20 protein-coding genes are annotated in these 26,549 nt (G+C 33.7%); 7 read left to right on the top strand and 13 right to left on the bottom strand.

Features of this window, described 5'->3' with window-relative positions:
* The first annotated feature begins 377 nt into the window (after positions 1–377).
* The 4 genes from CW751_RS02985 (at position 378) to crcB (ending at position 3,155) form a co-directional block, all read left to right on the top strand.
* Positions 378–734: an arsenate reductase family protein gene (locus CW751_RS02985; protein WP_101333498.1), complete on the top strand. Its 357-nt coding sequence runs from the start codon at positions 378–380 to the stop codon at positions 732–734.
* A 6-nt stretch (positions 735–740) separates the two neighbouring features.
* Positions 741–1,676: a DMT family transporter gene (locus CW751_RS02980; RefSeq protein ID WP_101333497.1), complete on the top strand. Its 936-nt coding sequence runs from the start codon at positions 741–743 to the stop codon at positions 1,674–1,676.
* Positions 1,677–1,840: 164 nt separating this feature from the next.
* Positions 1,841–2,665 (top strand): DUF4476 domain-containing protein, encoded by an 825-nt coding sequence (locus tag CW751_RS02975; protein WP_101333496.1) that lies wholly within the window; start codon positions 1,841–1,843, stop codon positions 2,663–2,665.
* Positions 2,666–2,789: 124 nt separating this feature from the next.
* Positions 2,790–3,155 (top strand): fluoride efflux transporter CrcB, encoded by a 366-nt coding sequence (gene crcB / locus CW751_RS02970; protein WP_101333495.1) that lies wholly within the window; start codon positions 2,790–2,792, stop codon positions 3,153–3,155.
* Between the two features lie 218 nt (positions 3,156–3,373).
* Here crcB and CW751_RS02965 read toward each other — a convergent pair whose 3' ends face one another.
* The 3 genes from CW751_RS02965 to CW751_RS02955 all read right to left on the bottom strand — a co-directional run bounded on the left by CW751_RS02965 (position 3,374) and on the right by CW751_RS02955 (position 7,459).
* On the bottom strand, positions 3,374–4,291 hold the full coding sequence (locus CW751_RS02965) for a T9SS type B sorting domain-containing protein (protein ID WP_101333494.1): 918 nt from the start codon (positions 4,289–4,291) through the stop codon (positions 3,374–3,376).
* Positions 4,292–4,587: 296 nt separating this feature from the next.
* Positions 4,588–5,334 (bottom strand): LytR/AlgR family response regulator transcription factor, encoded by a 747-nt coding sequence (locus tag CW751_RS02960; RefSeq protein ID WP_101333493.1) that lies wholly within the window; start codon positions 5,332–5,334, stop codon positions 4,588–4,590.
* Positions 5,335–5,338: 4 nt separating this feature from the next.
* On the bottom strand, positions 5,339–7,459 hold the full coding sequence (locus tag CW751_RS02955; protein WP_165779198.1) for a tetratricopeptide repeat-containing sensor histidine kinase: 2,121 nt from the start codon (positions 7,457–7,459) through the stop codon (positions 5,339–5,341).
* A gap of 359 nt (positions 7,460–7,818) precedes the next feature.
* Here CW751_RS02955 and CW751_RS02950 point away from each other — a divergent pair, with 359 nt between their 5' ends.
* The gene (locus CW751_RS02950) at positions 7,819–8,658 is read left to right on the top strand and encodes a universal stress protein (protein WP_101333491.1); all 840 of its coding nucleotides are present in this window, start codon (positions 7,819–7,821) and stop codon (positions 8,656–8,658) included.
* A 142-nt stretch (positions 8,659–8,800) separates the two neighbouring features.
* Positions 8,801–10,759: an ABC-F family ATP-binding cassette domain-containing protein gene (locus CW751_RS02945; RefSeq protein ID WP_101333490.1), complete on the top strand. Its 1,959-nt coding sequence runs from the start codon at positions 8,801–8,803 to the stop codon at positions 10,757–10,759.
* 76 nt (positions 10,760–10,835) lie between these two features.
* Here CW751_RS02945 and CW751_RS02940 read toward each other — a convergent pair whose 3' ends face one another.
* The 3 genes from CW751_RS02940 to leuS all read right to left on the bottom strand — a co-directional run bounded on the left by CW751_RS02940 (position 10,836) and on the right by leuS (position 16,347).
* The gene (locus tag CW751_RS02940; RefSeq protein ID WP_101333489.1) at positions 10,836–12,251 is read right to left on the bottom strand and encodes an alkaline phosphatase; all 1,416 of its coding nucleotides are present in this window, start codon (positions 12,249–12,251) and stop codon (positions 10,836–10,838) included.
* 94 nt (positions 12,252–12,345) lie between these two features.
* On the bottom strand, positions 12,346–13,218 hold the full coding sequence (locus CW751_RS16100) for a hypothetical protein (protein WP_101333488.1): 873 nt from the start codon (positions 13,216–13,218) through the stop codon (positions 12,346–12,348).
* A gap of 279 nt (positions 13,219–13,497) precedes the next feature.
* On the bottom strand, positions 13,498–16,347 hold the full coding sequence (leuS, locus tag CW751_RS02930) for a leucine--tRNA ligase (protein WP_101333487.1): 2,850 nt from the start codon (positions 16,345–16,347) through the stop codon (positions 13,498–13,500).
* A gap of 329 nt (positions 16,348–16,676) precedes the next feature.
* Here leuS and CW751_RS02925 point away from each other — a divergent pair, with 329 nt between their 5' ends.
* The gene (locus tag CW751_RS02925; protein ID WP_101333486.1) at positions 16,677–16,979 is read left to right on the top strand and encodes a hypothetical protein; all 303 of its coding nucleotides are present in this window, start codon (positions 16,677–16,679) and stop codon (positions 16,977–16,979) included.
* A 494-nt stretch (positions 16,980–17,473) separates the two neighbouring features.
* On the opposite strand, the gene CW751_RS02920 is transcribed toward CW751_RS02925, so the two are convergent.
* The 7 genes from CW751_RS02920 to CW751_RS02890 all read right to left on the bottom strand — a co-directional run bounded on the left by CW751_RS02920 (position 17,474) and on the right by CW751_RS02890 (position 26,530).
* Complete coding sequence (locus tag CW751_RS02920) at positions 17,474–19,741, bottom strand: T9SS type B sorting domain-containing protein (RefSeq protein WP_101333485.1); 2,268 nt, start codon at positions 19,739–19,741, stop codon at positions 17,474–17,476.
* Positions 19,742–20,091: 350 nt separating this feature from the next.
* Positions 20,092–20,349 (bottom strand): T9SS type A sorting domain-containing protein, encoded by a 258-nt coding sequence (locus CW751_RS02915; RefSeq protein ID WP_101333484.1) that lies wholly within the window; start codon positions 20,347–20,349, stop codon positions 20,092–20,094.
* On the bottom strand, positions 20,346–20,642 hold the full coding sequence (locus CW751_RS02910) for a hypothetical protein (protein WP_165779197.1): 297 nt from the start codon (positions 20,640–20,642) through the stop codon (positions 20,346–20,348). The genes CW751_RS02915 and CW751_RS02910 overlap by 4 nt, the downstream gene beginning before the upstream one ends.
* Before the next feature lie 190 nt (positions 20,643–20,832).
* The gene (locus CW751_RS02905) at positions 20,833–21,522 is read right to left on the bottom strand and encodes a response regulator transcription factor (protein WP_101333482.1); all 690 of its coding nucleotides are present in this window, start codon (positions 21,520–21,522) and stop codon (positions 20,833–20,835) included.
* The gene (locus CW751_RS02900; protein WP_101333481.1) at positions 21,515–23,149 is read right to left on the bottom strand and encodes a sensor histidine kinase; all 1,635 of its coding nucleotides are present in this window, start codon (positions 23,147–23,149) and stop codon (positions 21,515–21,517) included. The genes CW751_RS02905 and CW751_RS02900 overlap by 8 nt, the downstream gene beginning before the upstream one ends.
* Before the next feature lie 188 nt (positions 23,150–23,337).
* The gene (locus CW751_RS02895; RefSeq protein WP_240612522.1) at positions 23,338–24,246 is read right to left on the bottom strand and encodes a radical SAM/SPASM domain-containing protein; all 909 of its coding nucleotides are present in this window, start codon (positions 24,244–24,246) and stop codon (positions 23,338–23,340) included.
* A 151-nt stretch (positions 24,247–24,397) separates the two neighbouring features.
* Positions 24,398–26,530 carry a DUF5686 family protein gene (locus tag CW751_RS02890; RefSeq protein ID WP_101333479.1) on the bottom strand — a complete coding sequence of 711 codons (2,133 nt, stop codon included), beginning with the start codon at positions 26,528–26,530 and terminating at the stop codon, positions 24,398–24,400.
* Positions 26,531–26,549: the final 19 nt, after the last annotated feature.

Genomic DNA, 26,549 nt, shown 5'->3' with positions numbered 1-26,549 from the left:
ATGACGAGGAGTCTCTTTTCAACTTGACAAGATCCTTCCATATTTGAAAATCTTAGTTTTCAATATGGAAGGATGACAGTTTTGGGTGTTGGAAAAGCAATCGAGAGGAAAGAAGTAAATTTCTCTTTTCAACTGGTTGGAAAGTGGAATTTGCGAAGGATCTTGTGGGTTAACCGTATATTAACATGATCGACGACTTAGATATATTTACTAGTAAAGTATCCGATAGACATTTAATTTAATGGGTATAAAACCACTTGTAATTACGAGAATTACTCGTTTTGTATCCGATTGCAAGCAATTAATACAAAATAATTTTACAATTGCTTTCATTCCATCATTTCCCTACCTTTGCAACTTACATAAAGTAAATAATCATGAAAAAAATATATCATCTTTCATCATGTAATACCAATCAACGCATTCTAAAAGAATTAGAATTGGGTGATGATGTGGAACTACAAGACATCAAAAAAGAGAACATCGACGAGAAAACATTAGATTTCATCAAGGAAAAAGTAGGTTCTTATGAGGCTATGTTTTCAAAAAGAGCTATGAAATATCGCTCTATGGGACTCAATGAAATTAATCTTTCTGAAGAAGATTACAAGAAGTATATGTTGGAAGAGTATACATTTCTAAAACGGCCTTTTATTATATTCGATGATGAGGTTTTTATTGGGAATTCCAAGAAAACTGTTGAAGCGGCAAGAAAAGCTTATCACGGGAATTAATCTTAGATGAATAAAGTAATCCTAGCTCATTTTGCATTGTTTGCGCTCAATGCAATTTACGGTGCAAACCATTTATTGGCTAAAGGCGTAACTCCTGATTATCTCGGTCCAAGTGGCTTAATTTTAGTACGTGGTGCCATAACCACTATACTTTTTGTTCTGCTTTTTTTACTTTTTATTCGGGAGAAAGTAGATAAAAAAGATTTACCAAGACTGGCTATTACAGGACTTTTTGGAGTTTGTCTCAATCAATTATTTTTCTTCAATGGGTTGGCATTAACTTCTCCAATGAATGTAGGTATTATTATGACTTCCACCCCTATTTTGGTGGTTATTTTGTCTTACTTTTTGCTAAAAGAAAGAATTACTAAACTCAAAGCTATAGGAGTTTTAGTTGGAGCTGTCGGAGCTATTGCCTTAACAACTATTGGACAACAACCAGAATTTGATTCGTCAATAGGAGATCTCTATATCTTCATCAATGCACTGTCCTTTGGTGTGTATTTGGTCGTTGTAAAACCATTAATGAATAAATACAACCCGCTAACGGTCATTACTTACAATTTTATTTTCGGATTGATTTTTATTATGATGTATCCACCTGTTTGGACGGATGTTTTCGAAGCAAACTTTCATATATTCCCGCCTGAAATTTGGTCTAAAATCACCTTCATTGTAGTTGGAGCAACATTTTTCACCTATCTATTAAACACTTTCGCATTAAAACAAGTCACACCGAGCGTCAGTGGAAGTTACATTTATACGCAACCTGTTTTGGTAATGATTTTTACATTTTTATTTGCATATATCGGTTGGACAGAGAGCTTTATAGGTGCAATAAGCGTTGAAAAGACCCTATATATGTTGATGATTTTTGCTGGTGTTTTTATGATTTCAAGATCGAGTTATCGAGAAAGGAAGCGCAAGGAACGAATGGGTTAATTTTGTTGGAAAACAGATTATACTTATGTTACCAATAATTAATTTTCACTAATATTGTATCGCTTTTATCTTGAACTATTTTTTCAAATGCCTATCATAAAAACAATTGGGTTTGGCATTGTTCTTGAAAAAGAACAAATTATTATTAACTGAACTTTTGCGTTATGAGAAACATACTTACAGGTTTATTCGTCATTTTAATATTTGGTTTAAATGGGCAATACAACACTTCAACTTCTGAATTGGTGATTGTCGATCAAACGAATACACAATTTTATCTAGTTATAGATGGTGTTGTTCAAAATCGTATGCCAAGCAGTAACTTAAAAATTATGGGGGTTCCGGCAACCTATCACAAGATAAAATTAATGTACGCTACAAGTTCAGGAATGTTACTCTCTGAAAATGTTAACCTTTTACCTAATAAAAGATATACCGCACATGTAAACTGGCAAAATGGGTTAAAAAAGATACAATGGGTTAATGTGAGTAATAGTCAACATGGTGGATTAGGTCTGCATTTCGAAGTAATAGAATATGTGTCTCCGTATAATCAACCGTGTTTTTTATGTACAACACCAACTACTCCTGGTTTTCATTATCATCAAGATGGTAGTAAACATCCAAACTTTGGTGGTCAACATGGTGGTTTTCCAGGAAATCAGCAACCTCCAAATGTAAATTTTCCGCATCAAGGAAACAATTGTTACCAACCTATTTCAACTATTCAACCCATAATAGATGAATTGGAAGAAATGAATTTTTCTGATGAACAACTTAAATATGCAAAAGAAGCTTTACGTAATAAATGCGTAACTTCAGACCAGTCTTATAAAATTGTAGAAATATTTACTTTTGATGATGACCGAATGGAAATTGCAAAGTTCTGTTACGATCGTATGACAGACAAAATATATGCAAATAAATTACTTAAATTATTTAAGTTTTCTGAATCAAGAGACGAAATGCGAACTTATTTCACACAGTAATATTTTAATTAATAGAGCGGTATAACATCAAGTTATAATGATTTTATACTGCTCTTTTTTGTTTAATTTTAAATCTATAATTTTATAATTCACTTGATGAGTAAGGACAAAATTCATATTTAAAATGCTAAAACAACTTTTATTAATCGGATTAGGTGGCGGAATAGGAAGTGCTTTACGCTACCTAACTTCATTACTCACCACAAAGTTTTATTTCCATCAATTTCCTTTAGGAACATTTATTGTTAATTTGTTGGGCTGTTTTTTAATCGGTATTTTGTTGGGAAAATCAGGCTTGAATATTCAAGAAAAAGATAGTTTAAGGTTCCTGTTTGTCATTGGCTTTTGTGGAGGGTACACCACTTTTTCAGCTTTCGCTTTGGAAAGTTTGCAAATGTTTCAACACCAAGATTATGCGTTAGCCATGCTATATATAAGTCTAAGCGTTATCCTTGGACTCCTGCTGGTATGGGTAGGTCTAACGATTTAGCTAACATTCTTTGCTGCGTTGAGATGTGTTACGCTTGTCGAAATGAGCACACAAGATCAGTTCAGCGCATTTCTTTTGTTTATGAAAGAAGTCATCACTTGACTAGGTTAAATGCAAGTTGGAACCAGGCTACAAATTGATCTCAGGTAAAAAAAGCAATCGTTTCATATAACAAAACAAGAAGTAGTTCAACTTCTGGTTTTGTTTATTTTGTAATACTAATCCCTTGCTAATTGAACAAAACCGTGTACCTCAACATTTTCTCCAGACAAGTTTGTAAGGTTAGCTTTATAGAAATATGTTCCAGTTGTACATTCAGCATCAGTGTTATTTATCTTTCCATTCCATTCGAAAAGTACATCGTTTGATTCAAAAACCAAATTTCCCCACCTATTTAAAATTATAATCTCCAAAGCTTCGATATTAGAAGGATTAATCAATTTAAACAGATCGTTTTCATTGTCCCCATTTGGTGTAAATATATTAGGAATTTCATAGATCATATCTGGAAATAACACATTAATCTGAACTGTAGCCGTATCAAAACAGCCCTCTATTGTGCTTCCTATTAAATTGGTAAAGTATATTCCTTGAGACTCAAAAATATGACTGGTGTTATTGCCTGTATTTTCATCAAAGCCATCACCATAATCCCATGTGTAAGTATCGGCAACACCGTCTGAAGTATTCGTATAGGTAACATTTAAAGGTGGCAATCCTTCAGTTGGATCTGCTGTAAAACTTACATTGGGTTGTTCAAAGGTTGAAACCACTACACTATCTAACACCTCACAACCATTTGCAGAAACCCCCGTTACATAAAAGGTTTCATTACCCAATTGACCTAATGTGTCTACTCCTTGCGTGAGTCCAGAGCTCCAACTATAGCTATCAAAATCTCCTGATGCATTAGGTGTCCAAGATTCACCCAAACACAAGTCGATTGAATCTTCTAAAATTAATTCAGGTATTTCAAGCAATTCGATTGTTATTGAATCTTGGTAATCGCATCCATTTTCGGTGAAGGCATAAAAAACATCATAAGTCCCTACTGATGAACTACCTAAATCTATCTGTCCATTCGAAGTAGTTAAATCTAAACCTGAAGGAGTCGAAGAAAATGTACCATTCCCCACTCCTGAAGTTGTGATTTGAATACTACCAGTGGCACAATACTCTGTTTGCGTCGTTGTAATTTCCGTTATTGGAGCAGCAGGCTCAGTAATCTCTTGTATAAGCGTATCTGTACATCCATTATCATCAATAACAACAACCGTATATTGATTAGCTGCTAAACTATCAAAAACCGTTGAGTTTTGCGGAGTTGAATTATCAAAGACATAGCTATACCCTGGCGTTCCTCCAGTTGCTCCAACAGAGAACTCACCATCATTTTCTCCAAAAAACTCAGCTGATTGTAACCAAGACCCGACTATAAATTATCCAACACATCTAAAAATCTTTCTCTACTTAATCTTGACAAAGGAATTTCAGTTCCATTTTTCATAATGATTGTACCACCGTCGCCACGTTCATATCTATCTAAGTAATTAAGATTGATAATATGAGAACGATGACACCGAATAAAATCAGGTAAACCTAAAGTATCTTCATAGTCTTTTAATGTACGAGAAGTACATATTTTTCTACCATCGTTTAAATAAAAGTAAGTGTAGTTTCGATCAGACTGACAATGAACAATTTCCTTTAAATCGAAAACATACATCGACCCTTTGGTTCTAATAACAATGCGCTTATTGTTATTTTTTAGGTTATTGAGTAGTTCTTCATATCGAACGGAAAGATCTGATTTGGTTTCAATAGCATCTATCGCATTTTCTACAGCACTTTCTAATTCTTCAATTTCTACAGGCTTTAATATATAATCAAGGGCTGAAAATTTAATTGCTCGAATAGCAAATTCTTGGTGAGCAGTAACAAAAATCACCTCAAAATTTCTCTTTTTTGTACGATCAAGTAAATCGAAACCAGAACCGTCAGACATTTGGATATCTAATAAAACAATATCTGGCTCTTGTTTTTGTATCATCTTTAGTCCAGACTCAACACCATCGGCTTCTCCCACAACTTTGATTGGAAAATCAGTTTGTTCAACCATTTTAGTTAATAAAGACCGCGTACGCGATTCATCATCAATAATTACTATTCTATATGCCATACATTTAGATTTTGCGAATAAATGGTGTTGCGATTATTACCTTGGTACCTGTTGCTTGTTCAACATTGAGATTTTCAATCTTTAAAAAACCATTATTCTTATATTTTTTATTGAGTAATGCTATTCTATTTTCCGTTAAATTAATAGCCATACTAGAATGTTCATTGTTTGACACTTTTTGTTTTGCTGCTGAAGCGCTTCTACCAACACCGTTGTCCTGGATGGTAAATATAAATAAATCTTCTTCTATTTCGCAGTTTACCTCTACCTTTCCATCTTCAATTGTGTCTAATGACCCATGTTCGATAGCATTTTCAATAAATGGTTGCACCAACATTGGTGGAATTAAAATAGACGAAGAGTCGGCAATAAACTCATTATTTATAGTAAAACTAAAACGATCTTCAAATCTCATTTTTTGCAAGATCAGATAACGATGAATAATTTCAAATTCTTTTTCTAAACTTATAAACTCCTTGGTGTTGTTCTCTAAAATTAAACGCATAAGCTTTGAAAAGTGAATCAAAAACTTAGAGGAGTTTTTGGCATCTTCATCGTAAATATAACTTTGAATTACCGACATTGCATTAAAGATAAAGTGAGGATTCATTTGTGATCGTAAAAGCGCTTGTTGTAGTTCAATCTCTCTTTGTTTCTTTTTTAATTGTTCTTGTTTATTCTTGTTTCGAATCAATAAAATAATAGCGGCAAAGAACAAAATGGAAATAACAATGATGATGATATAAAATTGATTTTTTTGTCTTAAGTTTTCTAGCTTTGATTTAATCAGCATTTTTTGAATTAACTCTTCTTCTAGTTGCTTTTCTTGTTCAAGAATCTTGCGTTCCTTTTGCTCCGATTTAAACATTTCACTTAATTCGGCAATCCTTTTGCTCGTTTCTAAACGATGTAGACTATCATTAAACTCTGAATAATCCTCCAAGATTTGATAGGCTTTCTCATATTCACCTTTCTTATTCTTTATTTTTGCCCATAAAAATTGAGCTTCATTTATTGGAATAAGTAATCCATTATCTGACCAATGTTTAAAAGCTTCTTTAAGGTGTTTCTCTGCCAAAGACAACTTTTTTCTGTTGTAATATAGCTCTGCAAAAAAAAATTCAAGTTCACCTAATCCTACGTTATTCTCAAATTCATTAAAAAATTCATAACTTAGCTTATAGTTTTTCTCAGCAAGATCTAATTCATTCCGATTGTAAAAAACACGACCAATATTTTTATGTGTATTCGCCAAACCTTTATGATTGTTGACTTTATAAAAACTAAGCAAAGATTGTTGAAAGAACTTGATGCTTTGCTTTATTTCGTTTTGCTTAGACTTTACAATACCCAATTCATTATAGATTTCACCCTTTATAAAATCAATCTTTAAATCCTTACTTAAATCTAATGCTTTATTCAAATTATACTCAGACTTAGTAGTTTGATTTAATCGAGAATGAATTTTTCCAATTTCGATTAAATGGACTACTAAATTGGCTTTTAACTCATGTTCTCTACTGTATGAAACTCCTTTTTGCTGATATAAAATTGCTTCTTCAAAATCTTCATTTTCGGCGTGATAGATAGAAAAGGCATTAAGAATCGTGGAATAGATACTTTTTAAAGAACTTCTTTTTGCATGTCGCAAAGCCTTTTTAAAAAGAATCGTTTTTTTTGTTTCACTTATGTTTTCAACACATGTTGAAAGTATATAGTATAAACTCTTTCGGGTAGGATCCTTATAGTGATGTGAATTTGAAGTAATTAATTCGTATTCTTTTTTGGAGATAGCTTCAAACTGAAAACATTTTAGAATTCCGCCAATTAATAGTCGGTCTGATGCATTGACATTATAGTCAGCTATTTGTGGTATCGTATAAAAGCCACCTAAACGAGAATTATTCAGAAAAGTAATTATCAGAAACAATGTGCCATCTTGTGATATCTCTGGAACATAAGCCTTATAATTTCTTATAATTGAATCACAGTGCTTTGTGTTTTTCTGACTTAACACATCGATCCATTCTATAAATCCATCCTCTTTTTCTTCATTAGAACTAGCATTTTCAATAGCTTTGATATAGGAACTGTCACTGTGAGCTTGAACACAGAATGATAGCATCAATAAAAGAATAAGACAAAAACATTTCATAAATAGAATATAGATGGTTATGCTCCATAAACATTTCAAAATTAAAACTTTTGAGAGGATTCAACCTGAATTCATTGAGTTTTTTTATCAAACAACTTTTAATCCGACTAAAAAACCAGACGCCAATTAATATTTTACGATATATTTTAAATCTACACTCAACTTCAACTAAAGATGAACGTTAGATTGCAAAATGTAATTCTGACTATAAACTTCTTTATTGAGGTTCTAACATTTTTTAGACTTTTTAAAAATCATATTCTTATGTCAATTTCGAATCAAATAAAATGGTAACTTCGTAGTCAGATTTATTTATAAAACACGCAGCGATGATGAAGATACTTTTTCCTACAGATTTTTCTAAAGCGGCAGAGACTGCTTTCTTTTACGCTTTGCAAATGACCATGAAATTAGAAGCAGAACTTGTTTTAGTACATGTTTATGAATTACCTGATTTAGGTAGAGCGCTACACAATACTTCGAAAGAGGTATATGAAATTATGGAGATGGAGACTTTGGAGAATTTCAAGAAGTCTGTGAACGAGTTGCGTGAAAAAGCAACACAAAAAGGTTTTTCCAATATTGAATTTAAACACCTCATGGCGGAAGGTCAGATTGTTCCAAGAATTGTAAATATTGCCAAAGAAGAGGAAGCTGATTTTATTGTGATGGGTACAACTGGTGCAACAGGATTAAAGGAAGTGTTTTTGGGATCTGTTGCTTCTGGTGTAATTGACAACGCACCTTGCAATGTGCTTTCTATACCACAAGAGGTTTCGCTTCAAGATACAATTAAAAAAGTGGCTTATCTGACAAACTATAAAGATGAAGAGGTCGTTTCATTTAACGAGGTTTATCGATTTGCGAAATATTTTAACGCCACAACATGCAGCATTCATTTTGAAAAAGAAGTCGATGATTTATCTGAAAAAGAAATGCAAGCATGGAAAAACAAACTGATTGTTGATACAACAAATCTAAACTCTTACGTAATAACGGGTAACAATTTCGAGGAAGCTATTTGTCAGCTTTATGCAGAGAAAAACATTGATATTCTTGCTATTCAGCCTAGAAAACGCAATTTTTTCACACAAGTTTTTAAGAAAAGTTTATCTAAACAAATCGTTCAGCGTTTAAAAATTCCTTTATTTACATTGCCAGCCAAGTAAAATATATAAAACAACCTCTTAATTTTATTCAAAGTAATAAATTTGAGAACGACTAAGAATAGTTAGCGTTACTAATATTATTAAATGAGCACAGCACAAAGAAGGTAAAGGTTTTTCAACATCTTTTACTAACTTTGCCCGCATGATTAATATTGATAATTTAAGCTTTCACTTACCTCAAGGATTTTTATTTAAAGAAGTTAGTTTACAAATTAATGCTGGCGATAAGATCGGTTTAGTTGGAAAAAATGGTGCTGGAAAATCGACACTTCTCCGATTGCTTTATGGTAGAGAACAACCTACGGAAGGTGCTATTCATAAAGTTAAAGACGTTTCAATTGGCTATTTAACACAAGATATAGTTATTGATACCAATCAAAGTGTTTTTGATTATCTTGATTTTTCAAATGACGCACTCAATAAAATCAGAAATCAAATTGAGGATATTAATCATCAATTGACCACCCGAACAGACTATGAAAGCGACTCCTATTTGCAATTATTAGACGATCTTAACTTTGCTAACGAACAATTTAATTTGTTTGAAGGCTACCAATGGGAGGAAAAAATAGTCTCCACACTTAAAGGCTTAGGTTTTCAAGAAAGTGTTTTCGAAAAATCGTTAAATCAATTTTCTGGAGGTTGGAAAATGCGGGCTGAATTAGCAAAGATACTGATCAACAACCCCTCTATTTTACTCTTAGATGAGCCTACAAATCATTTAGATATTATTTCTATAGGCTGGCTTGAAAGCTATCTAAAACGCTTTGATGGTGCATTGATTACAATATCACACGACCGATATTTTCTAGATAATGTAACGCAGCAAACTTTAGAAATTACAAACGGGAAAATTCTAAATTTTCCTTATCCGTATTCAATCTATAAGGAAAGAAGGGCTGAAGAAATCGAAGTGCTACTCAATGCGCAAAAACAACAAGAGAAAGAGATTAAAAGAACCGAAGAACTAATTGATAAGTTTAGGGCGAAGGCCAGTAAAGCTTCTTTTGCTCAATCGCTCATGAAAAAATTAGAAAAAACAGAACTCATCGAAGTTGAAACCGATGAAATTGCACAAATGAAAATTTCTTTTCCTTTGAGCGTTCAACCCGGTAAATCTGTTTTACACATAGAAAATTTGGGTAAGTCTTATGGTGATTTGCATTTATTTTCTGGTATCAACTTGACGGTAGGAAGAGGTGAGAAAATTGCCTTATTGGGGCCTAACGGAGTGGGTAAATCTACACTCCTTAAAAGAATCATGCAAACTGAGGATGGAGAAGGTAAGGTTACTTATGGTCATAATGTTGAAGTTACTTATTTTGCGCAAGATCAAGCAGAACAATTAGACCCAACAAAAACCGTATTTGAAACAGTTGACTTAGTTGCTAAAGGTGAAATTAGAAAACAGCTAAGATCTATTCTTGGTGCGTTTCTATTTAGCGGTGAAGATGTCGACAAACAAGTTGGCGTACTCTCAGGAGGAGAAAGAACCCGCTTGGCATTATGCCAATTGCTGCTTAGTCCCTCGAATGTTTTAATCTTGGATGAGCCTACCAATCATTTAGACATACAAAGCAAGGCAGTTTTAAAACAAGCATTACAACAGTATGAAGGTACTTTTATTATTGTTTCACATGATCGGGAATTTTTAGAAGGGTTAACCAATAGAATTTGGGACATTGAAGATAGGCAATTAAAAATTCATCACTATACTGTAAAAGAATATTTAAGTAAAAAATCCGAGGCGTTCCAACAGGCTCAACAATTAGGAAAGAGTAAAAAGACAGCACAAAAAACACAGAAAATAGAAGATAAACCAAAGGAACCTGAAGAAGAATTATCTTACGAAGAAAAAAAGGACCGAAAAAGAAATATAAATCGCTTAAAAAATGCCATTCGAAAGGCAGAACAGCATATTGAAAAATTAGAGGTTGACATAAAAGCAATGGATAAAATTGTTGCAGAGTTAGACTATTCTGACGAGGAAAAAGCTGCGCATACACTGAAAGAATATGATGCACTTAAAACAGAAATGGATGAGGTAATGATAGCTTGGGAAAAGCACACCGAAGACCTAGACAAATTAGATAATAAGTAATTTTCAAGGAAAAATTAAGCAACCTATGCTTTCAAATTATTGATAAAAGATAATAATCTTTCATACCACATCCGATTTATTCGTTGACCGACACGCCACATGATTTTAGCATCATATCGTGCAAAAACGTATTTTCTATAAATGGCGGCAGTAACTCACTACCAGGTCCAAAAGCGGCACATTCAACATAATCTGCTGAATGATTCATATCACCAAATCCCACATTAGTGTATCTTTTTTGAATACGAGAAAATTTCTCAAATGGCTGTTTGTAATAATCCTTTAATTCTTCAGCATTAAAATCTTTAATATGATTGAGCAGTGTCTTTGCTTCGTCCTTAGATATGGCAAAACCCTGTGCTTCATTAATCATTTCTATTAATTGATTTTGAGAAAGAGAAGGCTCTAATTGACTCATTACCCATGTATTACTTTTTTTCATGCTTTGAAAACGGGCAAAATTCTCATCTGCTTTTGCTCCTTTGAACAAACCTGGATTAGCATTTCCATGATCTGTAGTTACAATTACCAAGGTATTTTTATCTTCTATAGCGAAGTCCAAAGCAACCTTAAGGGCTTGATCAAAAGCTATCTGATCTAAAATTAAACCAGGTGCATCGTTGGCGTGTGCTGCCCAATCAACTTTACCCCCTTCTATTTGCAAAACAAATCCATCTGGATGGTTTTTCATTTTCTCAATGGCAACTGCAGTCATTTCGACAATGTTCGGAATGTTATTTTGAGCTTTTTCTGAGCTCATATAATCCACTGTATAAGGCAAAGCATCATCATCAAAAACACCTAACAAAGGTGCTTTAGAACTAATAACGGTTTTAAGCTCTGCTTTTGATTTTGCCACATCATAACCTTTTGCTACAAAGTTGGCATAAATGTCCTTTTTATCTTTTCTTAAATCTGCTGAAAAATACTTATTTCCACCACCCATTAAAACATCAAAATTCAACTGAGCATATTGTTCTGCAATTTGTTCTTGATCGCGGCGACTTTTATTATTGATACAAAATGAAGCTGGTGTAGCATGGGTTATTGGCACAGTAGTGACGCAGCCAACTTTTTTTCCTTGATCTTTAAATTTTTGCAAAATAGGCTTGTGCAATTCTCCATTCGAACCTACATTTAAAGAATTGTTGGGCACTCGTTTTCCGCCACCCCAAGCTGAACCTCCTGCAGCAGAATCGGTAACTAATGAGTCTGCCGAAGCTGTATCCATCATTGCTCTTCTAAACCGTCCGTTCTTGTAATTTTCAATCCATGTAGTGTGTTTTCCTCTGGTTGTTTTAGCATATAAATCTGCCATGGTCAATGTTCCAGCACTCATACCATCGGAAACCAAAAAGATTATATTTTTAGCTTCATTTTTGAGCTCGGCTAACCTTAAATCTGTATGATTTTGACTTGCAAATAATACTGGAGATAATGCTATACCAGCAGCAGATAAAGAAGAGTTTCTAAAAAAATCGCGACGTTTCATGATTGGAGTTTTTTATAAAGTTAGCGGTTTTCATGGAATTGGTAACGTAAGGGATAAAAACATTAAAACTAACTATTCCACAGAATGGCTAAGTTTATTTGAAAGAATATGAAATACCGAGATTTATACTCGACATATTTATACGGTAATATATTGAATTTGATGAATTATTCATCGACGCTCCATTCTCATTCTCGACTATATAATAATTGTATTTAATTCCATTCTCTGTATTGTCAAAATCATTTAAGTAAACCTCAGGACTATTTGAAGTATTTAAATGTAACTTACCTGTAAGATGAAAAGTAATTATGTCGTCATTCGACATTATTTTACTGTATTTAACACCTATTGATGGCATGAGAATTGGTTCCATGCTTTGAGTACCAAATTTAAAGTTGTAATTATTATAATAAATTGTATCATTTCCTGAAAGCTCTGATGAACTCCCACTAACGCCACCACTATTTCTTCCTGAATTAAACATATAAGATAACTCTCGAATATTTATACCTATAATTGGGTTAATATTCCCGTGTTTAGTTTTAAAAGTATAGGTATAATAAAGTGGTAAATCCAAACTAAAAAAACTACTTCTAAATCCATTACCTAGTATATGTTCTCTAGTTTTATTCTCATCAAATTCAATATTTTTAAATGCAACATCATAACTAAAGGTTGTGAATGATACACCTAAGCCAAAAGTCAAACCATGTTTTTTATAAAAACTCCACTGATGATCCCAAAATATATTCAAGCCTAAGTTTGGTTTTCCAATGGGGTTAGCATACCCCCCGATTGACTCAAAATTCATTGTAGTATTTATATCATTGGCTTTTTCCATACCTCCACCTAAGTCGAATGATAACCCAAAGTTATTCTGGTGCTTGCTTTCCAAAGGAATACTGTTTTGCGCAAATAAAAAATGAATAGGTAAAAAGATTAAAATAAAAATTGTAGTTCTCATAGTACATAAGGTTTTAATAAATGTTTATATAAACAAAAATAGATTTTTTACATACCGTTCTTTACATTAAGCCTATTTTTTTATACTTTAATTTTTGTTCTTAGCGATAAGTCTAAAAACTGACCAACTCAGCATGAGATAAGTCATTCAAAAAGGATTGTAACTTACTCATGGTATTATTTATTAAAAACGAACAGTATATATAGACTTTACTTCTTGCTCAAAACATATATTTAAAAATGTCTAAACTATTTCGGGAAGTACTCCAATCATAAACTTCTAAACCACAATATTGACTATCCTTCCAGGAACAACAATCACTTTTTTCGGTGTTTTTCCTTCTAAATACTTTTGTGATTTCTCCATGCCAAGAACTTCTTTTTCTATCTCATCTTTTGATAAATCATTGGCTAATTCTGCTTTGAAACGCATTTTTCCGTTAAAACTCACTGGATATTCAAAAGTGTCTTCAACTAAATAATCTTCGTTACAAACAGGATATTTTGCCTCAGAAACAGTTCCTGCTTCATTGCCTAAAATTGTCCAAAGTTCTTCTGAAATATGCGGAGCATAAGGCGCTAACAACACCACTAAATCTTGAAGAATTGTTTTGTTGTTACATTTTTGCTCTGTTAATTCATTTACACAAATCATCATTGCAGAAACAGAAGTGTTGAACACGTAACGATCCATGTCTTCTTGGGCTTTCTTGATGGTCTTATGCAAGGTTTTTAAAGCATCTGCAGTTGGTTTTTCATCGGAAAGTACAACTTTTCCGTCTTGGTCATGAAACAACCTCCATAGTTTACGTAAGAAATTATTTACTCCGTTAATTCCTTTGATATCCCAAGGTTTTGCTTGCTCGATTGGACCTAAGAACATCTCGTACATCCTCAAGGTATCCGCACCGTATTTTTCAACTAAATCATCTGGATTTTGAACATTAAATTTCGATTTAGACATCTTTTCAACTTCGTGTCCGCAGAGATAAGTTCCGTCGTCTTCCAAAATGAATTCTGCATTGGCATATTCTTCTCGTGAAGATTTGAACGCCGATGTATCAAGAATATCGTTGTCTACTATGTTGATGTCAACGTGAATTCTCGACGTTTTATATTCTTTTCGTTTTCCGAAACTTACAAACTTCCCACTTTCTTTATCGCGGTAAACAAAATTACTTCTCCCCAAGATCATTCCTTGGTTAATCATCTTTTTGAAAGGCTCTTCGAAAGGAATATGTCCAAAATCATGCAAGAACATGGACCAAAAACGAGCGTATAATAAATGCCCCGTAGCGTGTTCTGCTCCTCCGATGTATAAATCTACATTGTTCCAATACTCCACTTTTTCTTTAGCAACAAATGCTTTGTCGTTATGCGGATCCATGTAGCGCAAGAAATACCAAGAACTTCCTGCCCAACCTGGCATGGTGTTCAATTCCATCGGATGAACGTTTTCTTCTTCCGATTTATCTTTTCCAACTAATTCGTTTTTTTCACTGTCCCAAAACCAATTGTATGCGTTTCCGAGTGGCGGCTGACCATCTTCGGTAGGTAAATACTTATCTACTTCAGGTAATTCAATAGGTAAATATTGATCATCAATTGTTTTAGCAATTCCCTTATCATAATATACAGGGAACGGCTCTCCCCAATAACGTTGACGAGAAAAAACAGCGTCTCTTAAACGGTAATTTGTTTTTGCTTTTCCAATTTTCTTGTCTTCTAGTACTTCAATTGCTTTTTTGATGGCTTCATCAACCTCTAATCCGTTTAAAAAGTCAGAATTAGCGATTTTCCCTTTCTTTTCTGTGTAGGCGCCTTCTTCAATCGAAACGTCAGCGAAAATATTCTTAATTGGAATTTCGAAATGCTTAGCAAAATCCCAATCACGCTGGTCTCCGCAAGGAACCGCCATTACAGCACCTGTTCCGTAAGAAGCCAGTACGTAATCTCCAATCCAAATTTGAATTTTCTCTCCACTCAAAGGATGTACAGCGTAAGCTCCTGTGAATTGACCAGAAATTGTTTTGGTATCTGCCATACGGTCGCGCTCAGATTTCAATCCAGCTTTTTGCTGATATGCAGCCACCTCATCTTTATATTCGTCTGTTGTAATTTGATTTACTAAGTCGTGTTCTGGTGCTAAAACCATGAAAGAAACGCCGTAAATTGTATCGGGACGAGTTGTAAAAACTTCGATTGTTGTATCATCTGAGATTTTAGGGTCAATATCCTCCCCCTCAACCCCCCTCCATAGGGGGAAGTGGAGCGATGCTCCAACAGATTTGCCTATCCAATTGCGTTGGATGTCTTTTACAGCATCTGACCAATCGAGCTTGTCTAAACCTTTCAACAAACGTTCAGCATAAGCCGTAATTCTCATGGACCATTGGCGCATTAACTTTTGTTCTACAGGATGTCCGCCACGCTCAGAAACTCCATTTACGATTTCATCATTGGCCAAAACAGTTCCCAAAGCTGGACACCAATTCACCCATGAATCAGCCAAATAGGTTAAGCGATAATCCATTAAGATATCTGCTTGTTTTTTGGCATCAAAAGCCTTCCATTCTTCAGCAGAAAACTCAATTTCGCAAGCATTAACAGCGTTTACATTTGAATTTCCTTCTTTTTCAAAAACAGCAATTAGATTTTCAATTGGCAAAGCTTTATCGGCATCATTACAATAGTAAGCAGCAAATAATTGTTTAAAAATCCACTGTGTCCATTTGTAATATTGCGGATCTGAAGTTCGAACTTCTCGTGACCAGTCAAATGAAAATCCAATTTTATCGAGTTGCTCTCGGTATCGTTTTAAGTTTTCTTCTGTGGTTACAGCAGGATGTTGTCCAGTTTGAATAGCATACTGTTCAGCAGGCAATCCAAAAGAATCGTATCCCATTGGGTGCAAAACATTGTAGCCTTTCAATTTTTTATAACGTGCATAAATATCCGATGCGATATACCCTAGCGGATGTCCAACGTGCAGTCCAGCTCCAGAAGGATAAGGAAACATTGTTAAACCATAATATTTTGGTTGGTCAGTTTCAACTTTAGTTTGGTAAGTATTGTTTTCCTGCCAGTGTTTTCTCCACTTTTTCTCTATTGCGTTAAAATCGTAACTCATGCTTCTTGCTGTTTGGTTTTTGAAAGGGCAAAGATAATTTTTTTAAGTTCAAACAAGCAAGTTAATTTTCTGAAACAGGTTGTTTACCATTATCTGTAAATTGTGAACCTCATCTAATCTCAAAAATAATCTCATGAACTAGGCTTTTGATCCCATTATGATAGACTCAACACATCTCAACGAATTTAACAATACCGGGTTACCGTTGAATCCAATCGAAAAACATCAGGAAGAATTCAAAACTTATTAGATAAGTTATATTGACTGGCAAAATATCAAAAACGTATTTTTTTTATTAAATTAGTAAACAATATTAGAAACTATTCATTATGAACTTAAAAAACTTCATTATTACCTCATTTTTTATTGGTGCTTCTTTTGTATCATTTTCACAATACACTTATTCTTTTGAGGTATCATCATTTAATAACAATTCTCCAAAACAAGTATTATCTGATTTTACTCAACACATAGAGGAATCAGACCAATATATAAAAGAAGGTGTTTTTTATATCGACTCAAAAATATCATATACTGAAGAAAATTTTAAAGAGATCGCTTCAGCTACAGGTTACACAATTAACAGATTTAAGATAACAACAGTACGGAAAGATCAAGATACAGAGGAATAATTTAACGTTTATTCAGATCTTAGAAGGTTTTGTGATTTAGTCAGTATTCTATTGGAATAAATGCTTCACTTTCGGTGTTCCAAGTCTTTTAAAAGTAGTTATACCATCTTTTATTTATAAAGTATACTAACTTACACCCAAGAAGGGATTTAATAAAAGATTGAACAAAAACCTTAAACTTTCATTGAAGCCCATAAATTAATTATGGGTTAGTCTCAAAGTTGGGGAGAGATTAATACTGTTTTATTTGCTTATCAAGTTGAATTTCTATTATTCCCGAAGAGATGATATGATTATAAAAAATAGGAGTTAAAAAGCTACACAAACTCGACTTTGTAGTGGTGACATTTCGGCAAACGCTGGATAATCCCAATTTAAAGAACATTTCAACGTTACTTTAGTTAGCCATTATCAATAAATTGCTTATTAAGCTGATGTTATAAGACATACACAGAAAAGTAATCAGCTAAACAGAAATAGCGTTTAAACTGATATTATTTTCCTCTCGCTAATTGGACAAAGCCATGCTTCAAGATTTCTTCTCCCATCAAGTCTTTCACTTTAATTTTATAGAAATAAGTTCCGTCAGTACATTCTGCTCCATTGTTCTGAATTGATCCGTTCCATTTAAAGTTTGGGTCGTTACTTTCAAAAACAACATTACCCCAACGATTTAAAATAATAAGGTCTAAATCTTCAATATTATCAACGTTGATTAATTCAAAAAAATCATTTTCATTATCTCCATTAGGAGTAAATATATTTGGAACAGATATTTCAACATCAGGATTATTTACAACTATCGTTAAACTTGTTGAATCAACACACCCAAAATCTCCGAATGCATAAAGCATAACGTTATAATCATCAGCTATTCCAATTGGATACGTATGAATTGGATCAACATTACTAACTTGTGAAGATGTATCATCAAAATCCCAAACATAAGTTGTGTCATTCATAGATTCATTTGTAAAAATTATTTGGGTGTTATTAAAATCAGTTATCATAGGATTGGCTGTAAAATCGGCAATTGGACTTTCCACAATTTCAATATAACTATATAAAGTTGTATCACCAACACAACCTTCAGCACTTTCTAATGTTAATGTTACATCATAAATACCTTCCTCATCATACACATGTTCAACAGTATCGCATATTTCACTAGTACTTCCATCACCAAAATCCCATGAACAAGTTACGTTAACATATCCTGAAGTGTCAACAAAAGTTATTGTTTGAGGTGTACAACCAATTGTTGTATCAGCAAAAATATTTGGAACTGGAGTTTCTAGTTGTGTCTCGACTTGAAAATCAGAAGTTGCACTACAACCTCCGTTATCAACTTCTACATTATAGTTTTGCCCGAAACTTACTCCTGTTATTTCGCCTAAACTACCTAATGTAGGTCCTGCCGGAGTGAATGTATATGTTAAAGTAGCATCGTAATTTGATATCTCCGCCGAACCATCAGCCTGACAAGTAGGGTCTATAATGTTAAAGACAGGTTCATCGGGGGTTTCCAGTTGTTCGTCAGTCTGAAAGACAGCTGTTTCGGTACAACTCCCGTTATCAACCTCTAATGTATAACTTTGCCCAGTGGTCTCACCTGTAATCTCTCCAGAACTTCCAATTGAAGGTCCAGCAGGTGTAAATGTATAAGACATTGTATTATCATAATTTGTCAACTCAGCAGAACCATCCGCTAAACAAGTTGGTGCTGTAATATTAAAGTTCGGTATTGCTGGAGATACTAATTGTTCTTCAATTTGGAAAGTTGCCGTCTCGGTACATCCTCCGTTTTCTACTTCCACTGTATAACTTTGCCCAAAGTTAGCTCCTGTAATTGCACCAGACGTATTAACCGAAGGACCAAGTGGAGTAAATGTGTATGTTGCCCCTGAAAGGTAATTTGTTATCTCGGCAGAACCATCGGCAGAACAAGTGGGCGCTGTAATATTAAAACTTGGCACATCTGGAGGTAGAACTTGCGCATCGATTTGAAAACTAGTAGGACAACCCGCAGCGTTTTCTTCTACGGAATAACTTTGACCGAAAGTAGCACCAGTAATAACCCCTCCAGTTCCTACTGAAGGTCCTGTGGGTGTAAAAGTATATGTTGAGCTGTTGTCATAATTCGAAATAACAGCACTTCCATCAGCGGTACAGGTAGGAGCTGTAACATCAATATCCACGACTCCTGCACCTGGAACCGCAACTGAGGTCACTCTGGCATCCCATCCTTCTCTATTAACCACACTGGTTGCAAAAAACCGAAAAGTTATACATTGATCTTGAGCGGAAATAATATCAAGAACATCATTATTGTTAACAAAGTCACAATCTGTTCCTCTCGGATTATCTGGACTTCCAGATCTATTGTCAAAAATAATGTTGCCGCTAGTTCCTGTTCCTTCATAGATTACCATCCAATCCCATCCTGACGATGTATTGTACATAGAAAAAGTTAGAAATTCGATATCTAAAGACTCACAAGCCGCTGGACATATCGTTGTTATCGTTTCACAGTTGGCGTTTGAAAAGTTACCATCCGATACATTTCCTCCATTATTACAATCTCCGCCAGGACCACCATCATCATAAAAGTGAATAGTTGTACCTGGATCTAAAGTATATGTATCGTTTGCACATGCTGGAGGTATAATATCACCTTGCTGTGCATTGGTCGTCAAATTTGCCCCAAAAACAAACCCAAAAATAAGAATGGATTTTATAGATGTTAACATTGTGTATTTCATAAGATGTCTTTTTGTCAAATCTTTCAAATTTTGACATTAGTAGTATTTATGTTTACGACCAAGTTAACAAAAATATAGATAAGAAAAAAAATCTGATGAGATGAAATCAAAAAAAGCCATTAACTAAACATCAATAGATTTAAGCAAATCCATAGCCTTCAACTCCTTACATTAGTTTTTCGGTAGGTTTTTTTAACGTTTTAGTAATTTAGCCTTTCAATATTTTACAACCATAAAAATGTTGGTTTTAACAGTGGTATATTTTTGAAGGATGAAAACAGAAAACCTTCAGTTTTTATCAAAAAAATTCTTTTTATTAGATTAATATTTAACACATAAACACGTAGATGTTACTCTTTCACAATTTTTAAACACGTCCCAAAATTTTGCTCTTTTAAGATATAAACTCCACTATTTAATTCAGCGATCGAAATTTCTTTTTCTTGGTTTACTTCAAATGATTTTAAAACTTTTCCTGTTAAATCAAGTAGAGAAAATGAAGTGTTTTCCTCTGTGGTGATAATTATTCTATCACTTGTTGGGTTCGGATAAGCTCGAAAATTTATTAATTGAGCTTCTTTGTCAATAAAAAGAGTAGTGTCTCTCACCCTATATAATTCATATCATAACCATTGCTTGTAAAATTTGCTTTAAAATACAAGGCATCATCATAATTATAAAATTGAGTAGAACCGTAGTATGGATCTAGAATTGGAGCTATAGCGGGAGATATCTTCTTAGTTCCAGCAGCTGTACCATCAGACTCATACAGTTCTGTATTCCCGACTGTAGTTTCTGCCGTAAAGTATAGGCGACCGTTATATGGAAATAAAAAAACCTCTCGGTTAAATCCAAGAGGTTTTACATTATGAAAATCATCACTTATTAAGCGACTCTGCAAAAAGGTATAACTAAAAACTGCAATTAAACACTTTAGTTTTGAGATTTAAAATGTCTATTTAATGGTTATCCTAGCAAGTCGTAAATGTAAATATTTGTTAACTATAAATAACAAGGGTTTTCCCTAAGTTTAAGGTAAGAAATGTACTTTTTCTTTCCTCTTAAAGCAACACCTAAAAGTAAGCCGAAGCCTATTGATCAATCAGCTTGAATCCTTTCCCGTGTATATTCATAATTTCAATATCTTCGTCAGCTTTGAGAATTTTACGCAATTTTGCGATATAAACATCCATACTTCTACCATTAAAGTAATTGTCATCTCCCCAAATTGCTCTTAAAGCAGCTTGTCTATCGAGTACTTGGTTTTTATTCTTGGCTAGTAACTTTAACAACTGACTTTCTTTTGTTGTTAGTTTATTCTCTTCTCCATCGATATCAATTACCCTAGTTAGCGGGTCAAATTTGAATCTACCAATAGTGAATGTGTCATCTAAAGGTGTGTCTTCTCCTTGTGACCTTTTCAGAATAGCTTCAATTCTAGCGACAAGCTCTTCCATACTAAAAGGCTTTGTAAGATAATCATCAGCACCTATTGAAAAGCCTTCTAATTTGTCTTCTTTCATGCTTTTTGCGGTAAGGAAGAGAATAGGAATTTGGCTATCAATTTCTCGAATTTCTTTTGCTACTGTAAATCCATCCATTTCTGGCATCATAACATCTAGAATAACAAAATGGTATGTGTCTTGATTAAATTTTTCTAATGCTTGTTTACCATCTCTTGCTAAATCAACCTTAAAGCCTTTAGCTTTTATAAATGACTCCAATAATAAACCAAGGTTATTATCATCTTCTGCCAATAAAATTTTTATACTCTTACTCATGATCTTGTGTGTTTTTAATGATTAATGTGAAGGTTGTTCCTTCTCCGTATTTACTTTTGACGTTGATTTTCCAACCTTGAAGATCAACAATTGCTTTTACATAATTAAGTCCTAAACCATAACCTTTAACATCGTGTACATTTCCAGTAGGAACACGATAAAGCTTATCAAATATTTTATCTAAATGATCATTTTTAATTCCGATGCCTTTATCGCTGATTATAAATTTATAATCTCCATTTTTCAGTTTCTCTGTTTTAATTTTAATTAAAACCTCCTCTTTGCTATACTTAATAGCATTATCTACTAAATTAGAAATCAAATTATTTGTGTGAACAGGATCACCGATAAAAGGAAGTAAACCAACTGCTTGATCAAGTTGAATCTCACCATTACTGATACGAATTTTAGCTTTACCAACAACTTGAGAAACAATTTCATTTAATTCTAATTCATCGCGTTTCATCTTAATATCTCCTTTATCTAAAACTGCGCTCTTTAGTATTTGCTCCACAAGGCCACCTAATCTTTTATTTTCTTCGTCAATCATTTTAATAAAAGGACTCAAGTTACTTGCTTCAGTTTGGTTCATATCGGAATCCGACATAGCCTCACAAGCCAAAGATATTGTACTTATTGGTGTTTTAAACTCATGGGTCATATTCGAAATAAAATCACTTTTTACCTCTGCTAAATGCTTTTGATTCAAGATGGTTTTAAACATGACATAAAATGATAGAACAACCAAACTAATCAACAATACACTTACAAGTAAAGTAAGCCACATTTCATTAAACAGAACAATATTCGTTTGGGGAAATGAGACATGTAAAGTCAATTCTTTATCAAAAATATTACCTGGAAACATTCTTACCTGCTTAGAGGATTGCGTATCAATATTCAGATTATATCGATCTGTATAGGTTGGGAATTCGACCACATCACCCTGTTCATCAAAAATTGCGTAATTAAACTTCGTTGCCAAATCCTCAATTTCAAAAGTTTTGGTAATCATTGAGTCTAAAAATGCAAGGTTAACACGATCTGTGGGAGTAATATTTCCACTACTCCTGAATGCATTTATCATTAAATCATTAATGTATTTTGACTTCTTAAACAAACTGTTGATTACTCGTTTGTCTAACTGAAAAGCTAAATCATTATCCCCGTCCTTGTCTTTAGATTGATTTTTTGTTCCTTTTTTTATGTAAGAAGATAACTCACTAATATCACGCGCGAGCACACTGTGTTTTGCTGAAACATGAGATAAAGAGTCGTAGGAGTCGCCCGTAATTTGAAGATACTTAACTGCTGTACCATTTTCATAAATGATGGTGTCTGTAATGGAAACAGATTCTCTTACGGGAACTAGATTTTGAAATTCTTGTTTTAGTGCCTTTTTATATTGTCCACTAAAGTCACTTCCAAAAAATGAAGTATATCTTTGAAGATCAGAAGCTTTCTCATGTCGAATAGCAACCTTAGAAAGAACATTTTCAATGTGATTGTTGAGCTCCTCTGATTTTTTCTCATACAGCTGAAAAGCCTGATATAGCTGCAAAAACACAAGCACAATTAGCGCAGAACTAATCAAAAATACAATGTGTTTTAGTTTTATTCTTTTCATTTTCGAGAACTAAAATACAAGTATCTCCTTTAGGTATAGCGGGCTTAACCTTTTTAACACCGCATAAGCAGAAACTAATGTTCAAACTAATCCGAAATATTAATTGCGTTGTGATGGATTGAGCTTACCGAAATGAGCTCGCAACGAAGTTAATAATACAACTTAAATACAAACAGAAACAAAGCAGTTTATGTCCATACTTTTGCACCTTCGGAACAATTTTTACAAATATCAATTTGTGAACGATCTGTAAATACTTGTTTACGGAAGTTTTGGTATCGTTGATCGTACCATATATCAGTGAAAGAGGTACTATTCCCTAATGTGCCCAAAACATGTTTTGCGTCTTTATCAAAACAACAGGGTACAATCTTTCCATCCCAAGTTAAAACAGTTGAAGACCACATTCTCCAACAATGGTCTTGAATAGTGTATTTACTTTTATATGTACCGTCTTTCTGTCTTTTGTAACGGGCATATTTCTCATTGCTAGGCATCAATGGATTCCCATTTTTATAATCATATAATTGTGCTGTTTTTAATCTCACTTCGTCAACACCTAGTTGCTTACCGAGTAAAAAAACATCATCTACCTCATGTTCATTGGGCTTTACCACTAAAAATTGAAATATTAAATGGGGTGTTGTACGGTTTAACTTCTCTTTTGCCGCAATTAAATGTTTTGTTCCTTTTATAACTTTAGTTAACTCTCCTTTCCTACGGTATTGTTCGTACGTTTCCTGACTTAGTCCATCAATAGAAATTATCAATCGATCTAATCCTGAATTCACAATCTTTTCAGCTGTATTTTCATTTATAAAATGAGCGTTTGTTGAAGTAGCAGTATATATTTTACGTTGATTGGCTTCCTTAATTAGTGAGAGAAATTGTGGGTGCAAAAATGGTTCTCCTTGGAAATAGTAATTAATGTAAAATAACTGGCTACCTAATTCATCGAGCATTTTTCTATGTAGATCCAAATCCAGTTTTCCTGTTGGCCGGGTAAATTGTTTGAGTCCACTAGGACATTCCGGACAACCTAAGTTACACGCTGTTGTTGGCTCTATACTAGCGGCATAAGGCATTCCCCGAACCATGAAGCGCTTAAAATATTTAGCTAAAAAATAGGAGCCATATAGAAGCGAAATATTTAAAATTCGTTTAAGTGAAAGCTTTTGTAATATGTTTAATTGGTCTTTCCACATGCCAAAGCAAAGGTAATGGAAGACAAACAAAAACAATAGACATTTAGAAATTTAATCGTACAGAGACTTTATAGAAAAAGTTATCCTTGGTCTTTGGCAGTTCATAGGGGCCGTATCGATAAAACATACCAGCACCAAGTCCAAGAATATTATTACTAACAATTAACCGATCTACAATTAAACCTGATTCATAATAACCTTTTTCTGGTGTTTTAAAAGAAAATCCTGTATGGTCGACTCTATTTTTCATGGTGCCAAATGCAGCTGCACTATGAATCACAAAAGTCGGCTCTGTCCAGTCCTCACCTGTTTTAATCGGTAAAAATGTATATCTAAAAAACAAAGAACTTTGCTGATCACTAAAAAACTCAGCTGGTTGCATGGTCTCAAAAGTATTGGCAACCGATAACAAAAAATTAATCCCTGTTCCTTCTTGCACATGACTTAATGTTAATGGTACGTTACCTATGGTTAATCCACTTTTACTTACCAAACTGATACTTCCTGCTCCTCGAATCTTAAAGGTTTGATGCACGGTGAATTTTAAACGATAATAATCATAGTTTGATTCAAAAACACCTCCAAGTCCTCGCGTTGCTTTAAGTGTTAATTTTGGCCATTTCGTACCTAAAGAAACACGATTATTTTCAAGCATCATTACTTTTTCTCTGATATTCCAGTTAAATATAAATCCAACCTCAGCAATATCAAACTGCTCTGCGGTTCCATTTGAAGTAAATAAAGGTGTGTATTGATAATCATCAACAAATGTAAATCGCTTATAGTTACCGAATAATTGCAACTTCATATTTTGACGAATTAAACCACTTAAGTTTACCCCAGCAAAACGTTGTCTATCCATTAAATTAATAAAGAAATCTCTATAAATTCCTTGATTAACTAAATTGAAATTATCATCATACATATCAGTGCTACCGCGTTCATAAACATCGTCACTATAATGTAGATTTAAGCGTATTAAACGGGCTTGGTTCAATGTGAAATTAAGGTCTCCCCCCCACTTCCATTTATGATCTCTTAAACCGTAAGCAAAATAACCACCTATTTGAAAAATCTTGCTTAGTCTTCGGTTCGTTTCTAATCCCAAACCAAGTCTAACCCCTTCTTGTCGATTAAAGTAAACAATTTCTTGAACTGGAACACTAAAAACACCAATTGGAATTTTTCCTGTAGAAGCGATTTTAAAAACATCAAGTAAACGGTCTAAATTATTTTCTTCTACTACACTGTCGACTTTCGCATAAGTTCGACCTTCTTTACCTGTATATGTATTTCCACGAATTTCATTAATGCTAGAAGAATCCGCCAAAGCATCTTCCTGTACTTCTACCGAAACAGGGTTAAAACCTTTTTTACTTTCAATATCAAATTGAACGTTTTTAATATACAAGGAACTTCGGCCAATGATATTGACATATCCATTAAAATCAATGGCAAAATCTAATTCCGTACTGATTTTTTTAGGAAACCATTTTTTGCCATTGGTTATTTCGTACTCTTGAATAATTCGTGGGGAAACCAAGGATCCCGGTTGATTATGAGGGGATGCAATCACTCGCTCAATGGCCCATTCCTTAGAATGTATATAAAGGTAACCTTCTACACCTTCAAAATTTTTCCCTTTTCGTGGTCTAAATTTTATCGTATAGGTAGTATCCTGGGTTTCTTTATGGAATAATGTATCCTCTAATATAAAAAGGTAACGCCTAAGTCCTCCAGGTGCAATGGGATTGATATATTCCTTTTGGTTTAAAACGAAATTGTTATCATAAAAAGAAAATGATTGAAATTGATTAACAAAGGTAGCAAACATCGGATCTTTAAATCCAGAAACATTATAGGCTGTTACAACCTCTTTATCGTAGTTGGGTGGATTAAAAGTTCGCGTTGCCTCCGTTTCGGTTAAGAAAAGATACTGTCTATCGAGCAATTCAAAAGCATTGATCATGGTGGTATCAGTAATCGTATCTCTATTTACCCCTTCTGGTAATTCTCCTGTTAAATATAGTTTAGAATACGAGTCATATTCGAAAGAATTATTGCGTAATGGATCGTTTTGTTTTTTATTATCCATCACATTTTGAATAATCCGATGCGCAGGATTCTCTCCTGGTGTAATGACAACTTCATCAAAAACTTGAGCATTGGAAGACATGTAAACAATCGGATTATTA

Source organism: Brumimicrobium salinarum, assembly GCF_002844555.1.
Lineage (GTDB): Bacteria > Bacteroidota > Bacteroidia > Flavobacteriales_D > Crocinitomicaceae > Brumimicrobium > Brumimicrobium salinarum.
Note: the sequence above shows the minus strand (reverse complement) of the source record. Positions and strands in the feature narration are given on the sequence as shown.